Source organism: Clostridium budayi (assembly GCF_055396605.1).
In genome coordinates this window covers 276,660-291,082 of record NZ_AP042456.1, presented here as the reverse complement: position 1 = coordinate 291,082, position 14,423 = coordinate 276,660, and the positions used below count along the sequence as shown (strand labels likewise).

At 27.3% G+C, this 14,423-nt stretch carries 13 protein-coding genes, 1 tRNA gene, 1 pseudogene and 1 riboswitch; of the genes and pseudogenes, 5 read left to right on the top strand and 10 right to left on the bottom strand.

Annotated elements, in window-relative coordinates:
• Positions 1-272: 272 nt before the first annotated feature.
• The 6 genes and pseudogenes from ACZ5TJ_RS01385 to ACZ5TJ_RS01360 form a co-directional block, all read right to left on the bottom strand.
• Entirely contained in the window at positions 273-653 is a 381-nt protein-coding gene (locus ACZ5TJ_RS01385; protein WP_464200823.1) for a hypothetical protein, read from the bottom strand.
• 354 nt (positions 654-1,007) lie between these two features.
• Positions 1,008-1,115 (bottom strand): hypothetical protein, encoded by a 108-nt coding sequence (locus ACZ5TJ_RS01380; RefSeq protein WP_464200821.1) that lies wholly within the window; start codon positions 1,113-1,115, stop codon positions 1,008-1,010.
• 177 nt (positions 1,116-1,292) lie between these two features.
• Positions 1,293-2,241: pseudogene (locus tag ACZ5TJ_RS01375) on the bottom strand (glycosyltransferase family 2 protein).
• Between the two features lie 192 nt (positions 2,242-2,433).
• Positions 2,434-2,979, bottom strand: a complete 546-nt coding sequence (locus tag ACZ5TJ_RS01370) for a hypothetical protein (protein ID WP_464200820.1) — start codon at positions 2,977-2,979, stop codon at positions 2,434-2,436.
• Positions 2,980-3,311: 332 nt separating this feature from the next.
• On the bottom strand, positions 3,312-3,842 hold the full coding sequence (locus ACZ5TJ_RS01365) for a hypothetical protein (protein ID WP_464200819.1): 531 nt from the start codon (positions 3,840-3,842) through the stop codon (positions 3,312-3,314).
• Between the two features lie 114 nt (positions 3,843-3,956).
• Positions 3,957-4,031 (bottom strand) — tRNA-Arg (locus ACZ5TJ_RS01360).
• Between the two features lie 187 nt (positions 4,032-4,218).
• Between ACZ5TJ_RS01360 and ACZ5TJ_RS01355 the strand changes: the two genes are divergently transcribed.
• On the top strand, positions 4,219-4,680 hold the full coding sequence (locus ACZ5TJ_RS01355; RefSeq protein WP_464200818.1) for a hypothetical protein: 462 nt from the start codon (positions 4,219-4,221) through the stop codon (positions 4,678-4,680).
• 90 nt (positions 4,681-4,770) lie between these two features.
• On the opposite strand, the gene ACZ5TJ_RS01350 is transcribed toward ACZ5TJ_RS01355, so the two are convergent.
• A complete protein-coding gene (locus ACZ5TJ_RS01350; protein ID WP_464200817.1) occupies positions 4,771-7,137 on the bottom strand; it encodes a cation-translocating P-type ATPase in 2,367 nt (788 codons plus the stop codon).
• A gap of 106 nt (positions 7,138-7,243) precedes the next feature.
• Positions 7,244-7,822 (bottom strand): alpha/beta hydrolase, encoded by a 579-nt coding sequence (locus ACZ5TJ_RS01345; protein ID WP_464200816.1) that lies wholly within the window; start codon positions 7,820-7,822, stop codon positions 7,244-7,246.
• Between the two features lie 146 nt (positions 7,823-7,968).
• Between ACZ5TJ_RS01345 and ACZ5TJ_RS01340 the strand changes: the two genes are divergently transcribed.
• Together ACZ5TJ_RS01340 and ACZ5TJ_RS01335 are read left to right on the top strand one after the other, a co-directional pair.
• On the top strand, positions 7,969-8,697 hold the full coding sequence (locus tag ACZ5TJ_RS01340; protein ID WP_464200814.1) for a lysophospholipid acyltransferase family protein: 729 nt from the start codon (positions 7,969-7,971) through the stop codon (positions 8,695-8,697).
• A gap of 120 nt (positions 8,698-8,817) precedes the next feature.
• On the top strand, positions 8,818-9,618 hold the full coding sequence (locus tag ACZ5TJ_RS01335; RefSeq protein WP_464200813.1) for a hypothetical protein: 801 nt from the start codon (positions 8,818-8,820) through the stop codon (positions 9,616-9,618).
• 61 nt (positions 9,619-9,679) lie between these two features.
• On the opposite strand, the gene ACZ5TJ_RS01330 is transcribed toward ACZ5TJ_RS01335, so the two are convergent.
• Entirely contained in the window at positions 9,680-11,029 is a 1,350-nt protein-coding gene (locus ACZ5TJ_RS01330) for an MATE family efflux transporter (RefSeq protein ID WP_464200811.1), read from the bottom strand.
• Between the two features lie 496 nt (positions 11,030-11,525).
• Here ACZ5TJ_RS01330 and ACZ5TJ_RS01325 point away from each other — a divergent pair, with 496 nt between their 5' ends.
• Together ACZ5TJ_RS01325 and ACZ5TJ_RS01320 are read left to right on the top strand one after the other, a co-directional pair.
• Positions 11,526-12,251: a tRNA 2-thiocytidine biosynthesis TtcA family protein gene (locus tag ACZ5TJ_RS01325; protein ID WP_464202247.1), complete on the top strand. Its 726-nt coding sequence runs from the start codon at positions 11,526-11,528 to the stop codon at positions 12,249-12,251.
• A gap of 37 nt (positions 12,252-12,288) precedes the next feature.
• Complete coding sequence (locus ACZ5TJ_RS01320; RefSeq protein WP_464202245.1) at positions 12,289-13,131, top strand: DMT family transporter; 843 nt, start codon at positions 12,289-12,291, stop codon at positions 13,129-13,131.
• Positions 13,132-13,150: 19 nt separating this feature from the next.
• On the opposite strand, the gene ACZ5TJ_RS01315 is transcribed toward ACZ5TJ_RS01320, so the two are convergent.
• The gene (locus ACZ5TJ_RS01315; protein ID WP_464200810.1) at positions 13,151-13,942 is read right to left on the bottom strand and encodes a CPBP family glutamic-type intramembrane protease; all 792 of its coding nucleotides are present in this window, start codon (positions 13,940-13,942) and stop codon (positions 13,151-13,153) included.
• A gap of 382 nt (positions 13,943-14,324) precedes the next feature.
• A riboswitch (cyclic di-GMP riboswitch) is annotated at positions 14,325-14,409 on the top strand.
• The last annotated feature ends 14 nt before the right edge of the window (positions 14,410-14,423 follow it).

Below are 14,423 nucleotides of genomic sequence, written 5' to 3'. Positions count from 1 at the left end.
TCATTTATCCATTATTTATCCATCATTTTAAATATTTTTAACTTATAATCCTATTTATTACATTTAAGCTAATACTATAAGAACTTAACTACCTCTTAATGCTCCCCAATGAACTATTCTTGATTTAAATTTCCTACTTTGTTAAAGTTTTAACTAAGTATAAGCCTATTGTTAATATATTAACAATAGGCTTATATTTTTAATGCATCCATTTGGCATTATCCCAGTTATATCAACTCCTCGAACCTTGTCGAATTTTGTTCGTTATTTTTTTAACTATGCTTTTTTAAAGAATCATCTAACTGTTTTTCTATAGTTTTTACGACATATTCTAAATCTGTCTTTCCTTTGCTTGCTATGAGATCTGAATTTTTAACTCCTATACGCCTTACTTCTTCAGCCCAATCTATAACTTTATTAGCATCTTGCTCATCTTCATTAAAATTTATAGCTATTTTTCCCTCTTTCATATCTACATACACATTTGTTATCCCTTTTAACTTTTTAAGTGCCTTATGAAGGAACTCTTCGTATATTTCAAACTCTTTAGATACCATCTTTAAGCACTTCATTTCAAATATTATTTGTCCTTTTGTTATTTCTTTTACCTTTATCTTTATTATTTGATTCATCATCTTCTCTTTTATTCCCATATTAAAAACTCCTAAAACATTTTTTGCCTAAATTAATTAGTTCATTTATAAAACCTATGCAATATTTGTAGTACTAATGATAATTTAATATAATTTTTTTTAGCTTATAAATATAAAAAACCTAGGAATTTAAAATTCCTAGGTTTTTTATTGTAATAATTTACATTTAAAGAGAACGTATTTAACTTTTGTATTTACATATATCCTCTGTGTTTGCTCTGCTACAACCTCATAATTATCCCATAAATATTTAGGCTTAATATTATTAACATTCATCTTATGATTAACTTTCATGACTATATAATCTGGAATTGCTTCTTTTACATACCTATTTTGCTCATCACTATTCTCTATTTATCTTTTCTCCTTTTCCTTAAAAGCGAAAAATTTCATTAGTATAAATGTAACTGGCACTCCTATTATCGCGGCAAGTATATATGCAATTAATTTATTTAATCCCATAATATTAAATACTATTAATACAACAATATTTTGTATTATAAAATTTGGAATATATCATCGAAAATACAACTCCATTAAATGTGTTTATTACTCCTATTATTACAAAGAGTATAAATTCTTTACTTAAAAATATTTTTAATATTTTATCTATTAAAGCTTTCATATTACGACTCTTAATTATTCTTCTGAATCAGTATTTGTTATTAATTCATCATCAATAATGTATCTTGGTCTATGCTTAGTTTCAGTGTATATCTTTCCTATATATTCACCTATAACTCCAAGACATAGTAATTGAATTCCACCAATCATTCAAATTGATCCAGTAATTGAAGTCCATCCAGCTTCTGCATTGCCCATAATTTTTGAAACAAATGAATATATTATTGCAATAAGACTTACTATAAATATACAGAATTCAAGACTAGTAATTATTCTGATTGGCTTTATACTAAATGATGTTATCCCGCCCCATGCAAAATTAAGCATCTTCTTTAATGGATATTTAGATTCCCCCGCAAACCTTTCATGACGTTCATATTCAACAGTTGTATGCTTGTATCCTATTAATGGCACTATTCCTCTTAAGAATAAATTAGCTTCTTTAAATTAACTTAATCCTTCAAGGGCTCTTTTACTCATAAAACGATAATCAGCATGATTCGCCTAGTACATTCATAAACTTATAAAATCCAAGTGCAGTAGTTCTTTTAAAGAAAGTATCTGTTTCTCTAGATAAACGAACTCCATATACAACATCATTACCTTTATAGAATTCTTCAACAAATTTATCTATTACATCTATATCATCTTGTAAATCTGCATCTAATGATATTGCCATATCTGCATATTCCTTAACTGTCATTAATCCAGCAAGTAATGCGTTCTGATGCCCTTTATTTCTTGACAGATTTACGCCACAAAAAATATCATTTTTATTATGTAACTCTTCTATTATCTCCCAACTCTTATCCTTCGACCCATCATTTACAAAAAGTATTTTACTATTTGGATGAATCATTTCTTTTTCTATCATCTTATTCATCTTTTATAGTAATCTACGGCTTGTCTCATGAAGAACCTCTTCTTCATTATAACAAGGTATTACTAAATATAATTTATTCATATTTCTCCTCCATTTTAATGAATAATATTTTAAAATTTACAAACTTTGAAAATCACACTAAAATATATGGGTAAATTTTACATATCTTATGATATTGTACCATAAGAATGGTATAAGTTATTATAAATGGTTTTTATTATAAAATCATTCATAATCCCTTATACCTTTATTTGTTTCTACTATTTGATTGTTTTATTGTTCTTTATTAATATTTTTATTTATTATTCCTATAAAGTCTTGGATCTTTTCCTCTTGTGCTGAAGTTAGCTCTCTATTTCTTATTATGTTTAAAATATCCTTTGCTTCTCTATATTCGTTATTTTTAATTAAGTCTTGTACATTTTCTATCTCTTCATCTACTTTTTTCTTATTTCCAAGTTTAATTCTAATTTTATCTTTTAATGCTCCTAAATCATTTCTTATATTATAATCTTCATATTCCTTGGGAGTACTTTCTATAGACTTTAACGCACCTTCTAAATTATTTTTCTCATATAAACTTTTAGCCTCATTATAATTTATAATTATGTCTCTTAATTTTTTGGCTTCATTATTTTCCTTATCTTCATCTAATGCTTTATTAAAGTCATACATTGCATCATTATATTCTGCATTATTTAGTGCTAACTTTCCCTCTTGTATGTACTTATTAACTCTGCTTTCACATCCGTAAACGTTAACACCGGTAAAAAAAATAATACATCCTAGATATAAAATCCTCTTTAGTTCTTTTTTCATACTACTCCCCCTTAATAAAAGTTTCGATCTGTTAAGTTATATGAACATTTTTTCTCACCCTTTAAAGATAAAGAAATTTAGATAAAATCAATTTTATGTATTATTTATAATTATATCATAATACTATTAATAATAATAAAAATACCCATAACTATATAATATAAAAAAGATACTTAATTGAAACTATTATAACAATGATCATTGTAAATGGAATTAAAAAAGCCGACTCCTTTTCAATATAGAAATCAGCTTTTAGTGTGTTAACTCTCTTTTTTTAATTTCCTTTACATAGGTAGTACTTTATTGATTAAATCTAATTTTCTACAAATAACCTAATTAGATTTAATTAGGTTTCCATTATCATCGTAGTAAGTGGAATGTATGGGAATTAAAATCTCATCTTTCTCAAATGGATCAAATCCTCCACTTCCATAATCCTCATATATTCTTATTTTATTTCCTCTTATAAACGAATTTATATAATCGTAATATTTTACTTCGACCTGTAAAAAACTATCTACATAAGCTATCATCTTTTTACCGTCTTTTTCTATAATATGCTCAACATCAGTAAATGCATATGAAATGATGCATCCAAATAAATAAAGAACCATACTACCACCAATTATGAAACTAATTAGAACAGTTGCAGTTATGTTTCTATTTGTATAGTAATACATAAGAACAATTACTTGAATTAAAATTGAAAATAATAATATAGTAAAAATAGTAGCAAATATAAACTTAACAACATTTAAAAACCCAATGCCATTTAATCTAAGTATATACTTAGAAATTTTATATAGTAGTACTAAAGAAAATAATAAAATACAGTTATAAATAAAAAATTTTTCCTTTTTCATAAACTCTCCATGTTTAATTTTAATTCTCTGAATATAAAATCCTTCTTAAATAAAAAATTATATCTAAAAATAAAGCGACTTAACTTTTAAAGTTAAGTCGCTCTCCACCGTAAATGGCACCCCTAGTAGGAATCGAACCTGCATCTATCCCTTAGGAGGGGATTGTTCTATCCATTAAACTATAGGGGCTTATCATTTTAATTTTATTACAATATAATCCACCTGTCAATTTAATCTATATATAAAAAGATAGATTAGAATATAAAATTATATCATTTATACTTCAAAAATATGGTAAAATTAATGTAAATAAAAGTGTTTATTTTTAGTGTTTTTATTGAATAACCTAATAATTGCTATATGTGTGGAGGGGAAAATGAGAAAAAATAAAATAAATCTAAGTAATAAACTAATAATAATTTTGATTGTATTACTAATTATTATTGGATTATTTATATACAACTTTATAAAAGATGCTAATACATATTCTAATATTATTAAGTCAAATTGGAAAATTGAATTATCATCATCATACAAAGAAATTTATTCATCAGATAGCGGTCCTAGTTTTTTAGGTGATGGTTATAGATATCATATCTTTGAATATACGACTAGTAATGATATAAAAGATTCTTTAGATTGGCAAACTTACAAAAATCCATCTATGGAATTAGATATTAACATCATCTTATCAGAATTAAAAGTACCAAATGAATACTTGCCACCTTTTGACTGTGAGTATATGCACTTCTTTAAAACAAAGGATGACTCCTCTAAGTTATATATTATCTTTAATGAAAAGGAAAATAAAATATATGTTGCTGAACATTTTCTATAATATATTTAATAAATTATAATAGCACAAAAGGATACTAATTTTAGTATCCTTTTTTATTGTTGCCAGTTTATTATTAATATGTTTTTTAACCTATTGTTCTACATGTTTTCTAACTCTAACTACACTAACTATTGTCGCAAGTAATGGAGCTGATAATGCTATTGTTCCAGCTGATACTAGCCATTCCATTTTATTTAATTTAGTTAAAGTAAATATTTCTCTACCTATTGGTGTAATAAATGCTAAAGATACTATTCCCATCATTATTACAACCAATATAACTTTAAATGGAGTAAGAGGTAATGCAACCTTAAATAAGATTACCATACTAACCCCAGATAACATTAATACTGAAAGTGTTCTACAATGCTCTATATCTATACCTAATTTATACGAAATAACAAATGTAGCGGATACAAATAGTGCAATGAGCACACCATTTGGTATACTTGCGGTTAATATTCTTCCTAAGAATCCATGTTTTACTCTTTCTTGGTTTGGAAGTAATGCTAAGAATAATGCAGGTATACCTATCGCACAACTACCAACTAAAGAAAGTTGAATTGGTTGTATTGGGAATGGTAGTAATAATATTGAGAAAACAACTGCAAGTATAATTGAATATGTTGTCTTTGATAAGAATAACTGTGCTACTCTCTCTAAATTATTTATTTGTTGTCTTCCCTCTGCAACAACCTTTGGAAGTGCACTAAAGTTTGATTTCATTAGTACAAGCTGTGCTACTGCTTTTGTTGCATCTGAACCATTTGCCATTGCAATACCACAATCTGCTTCTTTAAGTGCTAATACGTCATTTACACCATCTCCAGTCATAGCAACTGTATGACCATTTTGTTGAAGTGCTATAACTAAATCTTTCTTTTGGTGTGGTGTAACTCTACCAAATATACTGTACTTTTCTACTTCCTTCTTTAATTCTTCCATATCTTTTGGAAGCTCTCTTGCGTCAATATAGTTCTCAGCACCTTCAATACCAGCTCTTTTACCCACAGCTGAAACTGTAACAGGATTATCTCCTGAAATTACTTTAATTTGAACACCTTCATTTTTAAAGAATTCTATTGTTTCTGGTGCGTCCTCTCTTATTATATCTTCTATTAAAACTAATGCTACTTTGTCTACATCTTTAATTTTTTCTCCTTTTAATGAGTTTAAAGATGATTTAGCAAGTAATAATACTCTTCTGCCCTTTTTAGCTTCTTCTTCTACTTTATTTTTTATTTCTATATACTTAGGTCCCATAACAATTTCTGGTGCTCCAAGTATCCAAGCTCCCTTATCTTTAAGTACAATTCCACCCCATTTTCTCTTTGATGAGAATGGAACTTTCTCTATTATTTCAAGATTAGAATCTTCTTTATATTTATCTAATATTGCTTGTTGAGTAGGGTTCTTACTTGGAAGGTTATGAGATATACTAGCTAATACTTCATCTATCTCTTTATCTTCAAATTCTGATAAATTTACAACATCAATTAATTTTAAAGTACCTTCTGTAACTGTACCAGTTTTATCAACACATAAAACATCAACTCTTGCAAGTACTTCTGTTGCTGAAAGTTCTTGTACTAAAGTATCATATTGAGATAACTTTATTATAGCAACTATAAATGTTGCACTAGTTAATAAAACAAGTCCTTCTGGAACCATTCCAATAATACCTGATACTGTTCCTATAACAGCATCTTGCCAACTAGCATTTATAAATATTAATTGAGTAGCTGCAAGTAATATACCGATTGGAACTATTAAGAATAATAATACTTTAAGTATTTTATTTAGTGCATTTTGTAATTCTGAATTAGTTATCTTAAATCTTCTAGCTTCATCTGCAAGTTTTGAAGAATATGTATTAGCTCCGACCTTTGTTACTTTCATATATCCTTCTCCAGCAACTACAAAGCTACCTGATAATATCTTATCTTCATGCTTTTTAGGAACTGGATCTGCTTCTCCTGTAAGCATTGATTCATCTATTTCCAGCTCATCGCCTTCATATAAAACACCATCTGCTAAAATCTGATCTCCTGATGTTATGTACACTATATCATCTTTTACTATTTCCTCGATTCCTATCCTTTTAATCAAACCGTCTCTGACTACATTACAATTTGCTTCACTAATTACGGATAGCTTTTCTATTATATTTTTAGCCTTAACTTCCTGAATAACACCAATTAAGCTGTTTACAATTATTACTCCTGCAAATATTGCATTTTTAGGAGAACCTGCAATTATTACTGCCACTGCAAGGACAAGATTAAGCGCATTAAACATAGTGAAAAAATTTGCTCTTAAAATTTGTAGAAAAGTCTTTGATGGAGCCTTTGGTAGTTTATTTACCTCTCCTCTTAGAACTCTTTCTTCTACCTGTTTCTCTGTAAGTCCGGTTATTTTACCTACTACTTCTTGATTGTAGTCATCTCTACATTCCATGCCATTTCTCCTTTTTAGTTTAGTTTCATAAGTAATAGTTTAATTCACTAATCTTAAAATACTCTTAAAATTTTGAAAATATATATTAAATTTCTTTTAATTTCTTTTAATTTCTTAGTTTATTTATGCTTTCTATTATAATTCTACTATTTTCCTTTAAATCCTCTTTAAAATTTCTATCGCAGTAATAAATATCACTAGATTCTAAACGAACTAAATCATTACATAATAGGAGCTCTGCCTTTTTTTCATTTTTTATTTTTTCATAAAAATTAGTTGCGGACTCTTTTCCTTCCTCTTCCCCTCCAATAACCCAATTTGTTATTGATGGATTTAATGCCACTATATCTTTTCCTATATTATCTGTATTTAAATTTTTATGAAACACAGTTCTCATTATATAAACATTAAAGCCTCGTTCTGCTATTTTAGACATTATAGGAATATATGATGCTTCATCCACATTATTTTTAGGATAAAAAATATATCCAACGCATCCGTCTCTTCCTTTTGGTTTTATAAGTATGCTATTTCTATAGTTATTCACATCTACAAATTGTTTATCCACAAGTGACTCTACTTTTTCTCTATCTAACTGTGAATAATTTATATTAGAATAAATAAATATCCCTACAAACACCATAATTATTGAAATAATAACGTAAAAAGAAAATTTTTTTCTCATAATTTTCACCCCTCTTTTTCATTATTATTTATTATTGCCAAAAGTAACGTTAATTTATCATAAGCTCTCTTTAGTTCTTTAAAATTTCCATCATTTATAATATACTTTTTCTATAGCACTTATTTATATTAGAGAGGATTGGTATTATGTTTAGAACAATACTTTTCTATCCTGGAATAATTATTAGCTTAATCGTTTCTTATCTTTGCTTAATTTGGGTTAAATTTTTAGAACTTAGAGGAAAAGATAAAGAAAGAACACAAGCTATATTTAAAATAACCTCAACGTGGGCAAAATTTGTAATGTGGCTTAGTGGTGCTAAGGTTAAAGTCTATGGAAAAGAAAATATTCCTAAAGATGAAGCTGTATTATTCGTTGGAAACCATCAAAGTAACTTTGATATTCCACTACTTCTTAGCAGCATAGATGTACCTAGAGGATTTATCGCAAAAAAAGAATTAGAAAAATGGCCTATTATAAGCATGTGGATGAGATATATTAATTGTATCTTCATGGATAGAAGCAATATTAGAAAATCAGCTGAGGCAATTGTTCAAGGTATCCAAATTTTAAAAAATGGATATTCAATGGTTATATTCCCTGAAGGAACAAGAAGTAAAGGTAAAAAAGTTGCTGAATTTAAAGCAGGTAGTTTTAAATTAGCTCTTAAGTCTAAAGTTAAAATAATTCCAGTTACTATTAATGGTTCATATAAACTTTTAGAAGCTAATGGCGGTAAAATACGTCCAGCTGATATAGAAGTTTACTTCCATAAACCTATTGATGTAACTAATCTATCTAAGGAAGAAATAGCAGAACTTCATAATGATGTTAGAACTATTATTGTTTCTGATCTTCCTGAAAGTCAAAGATAAAGCAAAAAGAAGCATTATTCATTAATGCTTCTTTTTTTTGATTTATTATTGTAATATTTTATTCTTATAATTATTGTATAATGGAATAAATAACTATTTTACATACGGAGGGTGAAATTTATGAAAAAAACACTTATAGGCTTACTTATAGCCTCATGTTTTGTTGTTTTAGCTGGATGTAGCGACAATTCAAGTTCAAGTGCTAGTACAAGCAATGCACAGCAACAAGTTGAAATGGCTAAAACATCGGATAATGCATCAAAAAATACTGAAGCTAAAGAACAAACTAGTAAAGAAGATGTATCAAAAGATACTAATAAAACTTCTGACAAATCTTCTACTGAAAACTCAAATACTAATATGAAACAAGATAATAAAGAAAATTCTGTTAAAGCAAATACTACAGTTAAAAAAGACAGTTCTAAAGAATCCTCTGAATCTATAAAGAAGAAAGATGTACATATAAAAAATACTGAAAAACCAATGATTACTCCAAGTAATAATTTAATCGTTGAAAAAAGAGTAAAAAATAATGATACATCTTCTGATTCAACTGAAATATCTAAATACTATGGAACTTGGAAAATAGCAGAACTTATAGGTAGAACACCATTAAATACTGGTAGTACTGTTCCTTTAAATAAAACAATAACAATAAGTAAAGATAATTATGTTAATAATTCTTTTGGAGTTAATATAAAAAATCCAATATATAATATAGCTAAAGTTTCTGAAGAAGACTTTTGTCGTGGATTTAAAATGGAATCTCTTAAAGGAACTGGATTAAAGAGTGGCACAGTTACTGCACTTGATGTTTCTAGTCCTAATAAAAATAATCCACAATTTGATGAAATATATCTTCAAGATGGATATATCATTTATTTAGAAGGCGGTATGTTCTTTAAATGTATTAAGAAATAGAAAATAGTAAGGCTAATAGATATTTTTAAATAAAGTATCTATTAGCCTTTAATTTATATTTTTAAACTACTGCTTTTATCCATTTCCCTGATCTTAACCTTGATAATTCAAATATTATCTTAACAACTTCTTCTGTGCATATTAGGAAGTATACTGTTGTTATCGGTAATCCTAATGATACTGCACCAATAAGAGATATTGGAACTGCATATCCCCATATAGTACCTGCTTGTACTAACATTGAGTATGTAGTGTCTCCACCACCTCTAAACACTCCAACTATCATTACAACATTAAAGAACCTTATAGGACAGAATATGGCCATAATATATAATACGTTTAATGTATCTTTATAAGTTTCAGGTGTTACATTAAATTGAGCCACAATTACTCTAGCTAAAGTAAATATTCCAAGGCCTATTAACAGTCCAATTATAGGTGATAAAATTCCAATCTTTTTTGAATAATCAATTGCAATATCACCTTCATCTGCTCCAATTTTATTTCCAACCATAATTGAAGCTGCTGTTGCAAGACCTATACATAAAACCATAAACATATTATTTATAGTTGTTGCTATTTGCATTGTTGCAACTGCACTTGTTCCAATTTGAGCATATGCTATTGAAAATGCAGTCATTCCAAAAGACCATACAAGTTCATTTATTATTGTTGGTGTTGCTGTTTTAAAATATCTTCTTACAAATTCCATATCAAAATCAAATAATTCTTTTATTCTTGCAGCAACTTTATTTTTCTGTACATATGTAACAGTTATAATAAATATCATTTCGATTCCACGTGCCACTGTTGTTGCAATTGCAGCTCCACTTACACCCATCTTAGGCATTCCTAAATTTCCAAATATAAATACCCAGTTTAAAAATGCATTACTTAAAACCCCAATTAAGCTTGCATACATCGGTATTTTAGGCTGCTCTGTGCTTCTAAGAGCTGAAGAAAATGCCATAGTTAAATTAGTAAATATGTAACTTATTGAAACTATTCTTAAATACTCACTTCCAAGGCTTATTACATTTGGATCATTAGATAATATGCTCATTATAGGAGTAGCAAATAATAATGCCCCTATTCCAAAGATAATAGTCGCTATAAACCCTACTGATATATCAAGTCCAAGGACACCTTTAATTCTCTTTACATCCCTTTTACCCCAATATTGAGCCATAAACACACTTGCTCCAGCGTTTATACCAGTTAAAGCTAACATAAAAATAAAGAAGTATTGATTAGCTAGTCCAACTGATGCTATTGCATCTTCTCCAAGCTTACCAATCATTAAATTATCAACTAAATTTAATGAAGATGTTATAAAGCTTTGAAGAGTTATTGGTAATGCTAGGGTTAGCATAGTTTTTATAAACTTTTTGTCTTTAAAAATCCCCTTCATTTAATCATCCCTTTCTAATAAAAAAGAGCACACGGGTAGTCTAGCCGCCCGTCTGCTCACATTAATTTACTATGATTTTTTGCCTTTTTTATTTTCTAATATTTAATAAATTATGTCAATAGTTAATATTGTATTAACATTTATTTAATTTAATTAATATTTTAGCTTCAAGTATTTTATTGTAATTTATGTATTTAAATGTTACTAAGGTTAAAGAAAGTATATATCAGTTTACTCAGTAATAATTGAAAAATCCTATTGTATTATTTTACATATTTTATAATATTTTCATCTGTATTTTTCTTCTATTTTTCTTACTTTTTAAGGAATTTATTATATTTTTAATAGTTATTATAAATATATTTACTATCTTATCTATTAGATTCATTGTTTTAGCTATTAAAATTTTACTTCTCTTAACTTTTTTCTACTAATGCTGTACAATATAAAGGTTGATTTTTATAAATCTTTACAAAAGGTGGTGGTATTTATGGTTATGCAAAAGCTTTTAAGTAAAGCTAGACAAGCTATAAATGACTTTGAGTTAATAGAAGATGGTGATAAAATTGCTGTTGGATTATCTGGAGGCAAAGATAGTCTTACTTTATTACATATTTTAAAGAATTATCAGCGCTTTTCACCTCAAAAATTTGATCTTATTGCAATAACATTAAACCCTGGAGACGTTGATAACTCTCCATTACATAAACTTTGTAGTGATATTGATGTAGAGTTCCATGAGATACAAACAAATATAAATGAAATAGTATTTGATATTAGAAAAGAGAAAAATCCTTGCTCTCTTTGCGCAAATTTAAGACGTGGTGCTCTAAATGATACTGCAAGAAAATTAGGTTGTAACAAAGTTGCCCTAGGTCATCATAAAGATGATGCTATAGAAACATTAATGCTTTCTATAAGCTATGAAGGAAGAATTAATTGCTTTTCACCAAAAAGCACTATGGAAAAGTACGATATAACCTTAATTAGACCTATGGTATATATTGACGAATCAATGATAAGAAAAGCTGTTCGTACATACGAATATCCTGTTATCCATAATCCTTGTCCTGCTGATGGAAAAACTAAAAGGCAAGATATTAAAGAATTAATAAGAACTATGGATAAAAAGATGCCCGGATTTAGAAAAAATCTTTTCAAATGTCTAAATAATTCTGAGCAGCTATTTATATGGGATAAAAATACTGTTAGGAGGATGTAAATTGAATACAAATAATAAGAAAAAAGCTATACTTTTTATGATATTAGCTTCATTCTTTTTCACAACAATGAATATGTTTGGTAAGTTAGCATCTGGTGTTACCCCTTACCAAAAGACATTTATAACAAACGTTGTAGCAACTGTTATTGTATGTATAATTATTTTTAAAAGAGGTGCTTCTTTCTTTGGACATAAGGGAACTAGAAAGTACTTATTTTTAAGAGGAATTATGGGTACTGTCTCTATTTGTGCATTTTATTTTTCATTAGATTATTTATTATTATCTGATGCAACAATGATTAATAAATTAAGCCCATTTTTTGCAATTATATGTTCATTTCTTTATCTTAAAGAGAAACTTACACTTAAACAAGGTACATTATTAATTTTAGCTTTCTTAGGAAGTTTATTTGTAATTAAGCCTCACTTTGATGCATCAATAATTCCATCAATTATGGGAATAGTTGCAGCAGCTTGTGCAGGACTTGCTTACACTATGATTAGAGTTATTGGAGATAAGGAAGATTTCTTCACTGTTATACTTTCATTTACAGGTATCGCTACTATAGTTTGCTTACCATTTATGTTTATTAATACTTCTGCTCTTACATTAGCTAATATAAGCTATATGGTGCTTGCTGGGCTTTGTTTTGTACTTGGACAAGTATTTCTAACATTAGCATATAGAAACGCTCCTGCAAGCGAAATTTCAATGTTTGACTATGTAGGATTAATAATAGCTGCAATTTACGGATTTATATTATTTGCAGAAATTCCTGATTACTTATCTGTAATTGGATATATTGTTATAATACTTGCTTCTTTCTTAAATATAATTTCAGGAAAAAAGCTAAATATAGAACAAGAGGAAAGTGCTTAAAGCTCTCTCCTCTTTTATTTTAACTATTTCTAAGTCTATATTTAAAATTACCCTTAATCTTTTTAGTTGAGTAAATAATGCATATTATTGCTAATATCATGCATATATACACACTTATAGGGAATGCACCATATAACTTGGATAATGCTACTGACCCTAATAAATTATATATTATATGCATTAGCATAGATCCATATAATGAATTAGTATAAATATATATTATTCCAAGTACTAATCCTAGTATAAATGTATAAATACCTTGTACTATATTTCCATGCATAAATGCAAATGCTAAAGCTTGAATTATTAATGATACTACTAAATTATATCTTTTCTTTAAATATCCAAATATAACTCCTCTAAACACTATTTCTTCACATATTGGTATAAGAATTATAATTGAAACTAAACTGAAAATTGAATCTGTACTTGATGATATTGTTTCTGCCACTTTATTATAACTTGGGAAAATTTGCATTAATAATGCAACTAATATTCCTAAAGTCACAGCTAGTCCAAAGGATAATAAAGCTATGTATAAGTAATCTCTTTTACTTATATTTTTAAATCTACACTCTTTTATAGAACCTCTTTTAATAAACAGACTTATTACAAATATAATATCTGCAATTAATGAAATTATGTATACATTATTATTAATAAAATTATCTATTGCTATAGAATTAGTAGACCCTATTCCATTTGTAACAATATATGCTAAACCAATTGCTGTTCCTACAGCAAAATTAATTAAAACATATACTATAAATAATGCAATTAAAAACCCTATAAGCTTTAATGCTTTTTTCATCTTTTGTCCCCCTTTTTATTTACTTAAATACAAATTTATTGAATTTTTTGTTTTTCTATATTACCTTACCATATTATGTATTAAAAACAGGTTTATTTAATAATTGTTCACATATATTTTTCTATTTGTTCTAATCCTAAGAGTATTCTAAAAGTGTATATACTAAAAATTAAAGTGAAATCTTTTAAAAAGGCTATGTTAGATTTGAAATCTAACATAGCCTTTTTTTGATTATTATCATAAATATCCGACACTTAAACTTGCCTTATTAATATTTTAGAAAAAACATTAATATTTTATTCATTTTTGTATTGATTTTGATTATTATGTATTATAATATAATATTTGTAAGAAATAGACTGATTTTAAAAATATTTAAGCAAATTTTAATAGGCAAACTTAGAGAAATCTAAGGACGCAAAGCTATAGGGGTTAAGGTTTAAAAACTATGCCAGCCAGTTGCCAAAGGGTTAATAAACTT

Excerpts from the sequence above, each read along its gene's own strand:
- ACZ5TJ_RS01315 (WP_464200810.1), bottom strand. The coding sequence starts at position 13,942 with ATGAAAAAAGCATTAAAGCTTATAGGGTTTTTAATTGCATTATTTATA.
- ACZ5TJ_RS01370 (WP_464200820.1), bottom strand. The coding sequence starts at position 2,979 with ATGAAAAAAGAACTAAAGAGGATTTTATATCTAGGATGTATTATTTTT.
- ACZ5TJ_RS01335 (WP_464200813.1), top strand. The coding sequence starts at position 8,818 with ATGAAAAAAACACTTATAGGCTTACTTATAGCCTCATGTTTTGTTGTT.
- ACZ5TJ_RS01330 (WP_464200811.1), bottom strand. The coding sequence starts at position 11,029 with ATGAAGGGGATTTTTAAAGACAAAAAGTTTATAAAAACTATGCTAACC.
- ACZ5TJ_RS01365 (WP_464200819.1), bottom strand. The coding sequence starts at position 3,842 with ATGAAAAAGGAAAAATTTTTTATTTATAACTGTATTTTATTATTTTCT.
- ACZ5TJ_RS01325 (WP_464202247.1), top strand. The coding sequence starts at position 11,526 with ATGCAAAAGCTTTTAAGTAAAGCTAGACAAGCTATAAATGACTTTGAG.
- ACZ5TJ_RS01355 (WP_464200818.1), top strand. The coding sequence starts at position 4,219 with ATGAGAAAAAATAAAATAAATCTAAGTAATAAACTAATAATAATTTTG.
- ACZ5TJ_RS01385 (WP_464200823.1), bottom strand. The coding sequence starts at position 653 with ATGGGAATAAAAGAGAAGATGATGAATCAAATAATAAAGATAAAGGTA.
- ACZ5TJ_RS01340 (WP_464200814.1), top strand. The coding sequence starts at position 7,969 with ATGTTTAGAACAATACTTTTCTATCCTGGAATAATTATTAGCTTAATC.
- ACZ5TJ_RS01345 (WP_464200816.1), bottom strand. The coding sequence starts at position 7,822 with ATGAGAAAAAAATTTTCTTTTTACGTTATTATTTCAATAATTATGGTG.
- ACZ5TJ_RS01350 (WP_464200817.1), bottom strand. The coding sequence starts at position 7,137 with ATGGAATGTAGAGATGACTACAATCAAGAAGTAGTAGGTAAAATAACC.
- ACZ5TJ_RS01320 (WP_464202245.1), top strand. The coding sequence starts at position 12,289 with ATGATATTAGCTTCATTCTTTTTCACAACAATGAATATGTTTGGTAAG.
- ACZ5TJ_RS01380 (WP_464200821.1), bottom strand. The coding sequence starts at position 1,115 with ATGGGATTAAATAAATTAATTGCATATATACTTGCCGCGATAATAGGA.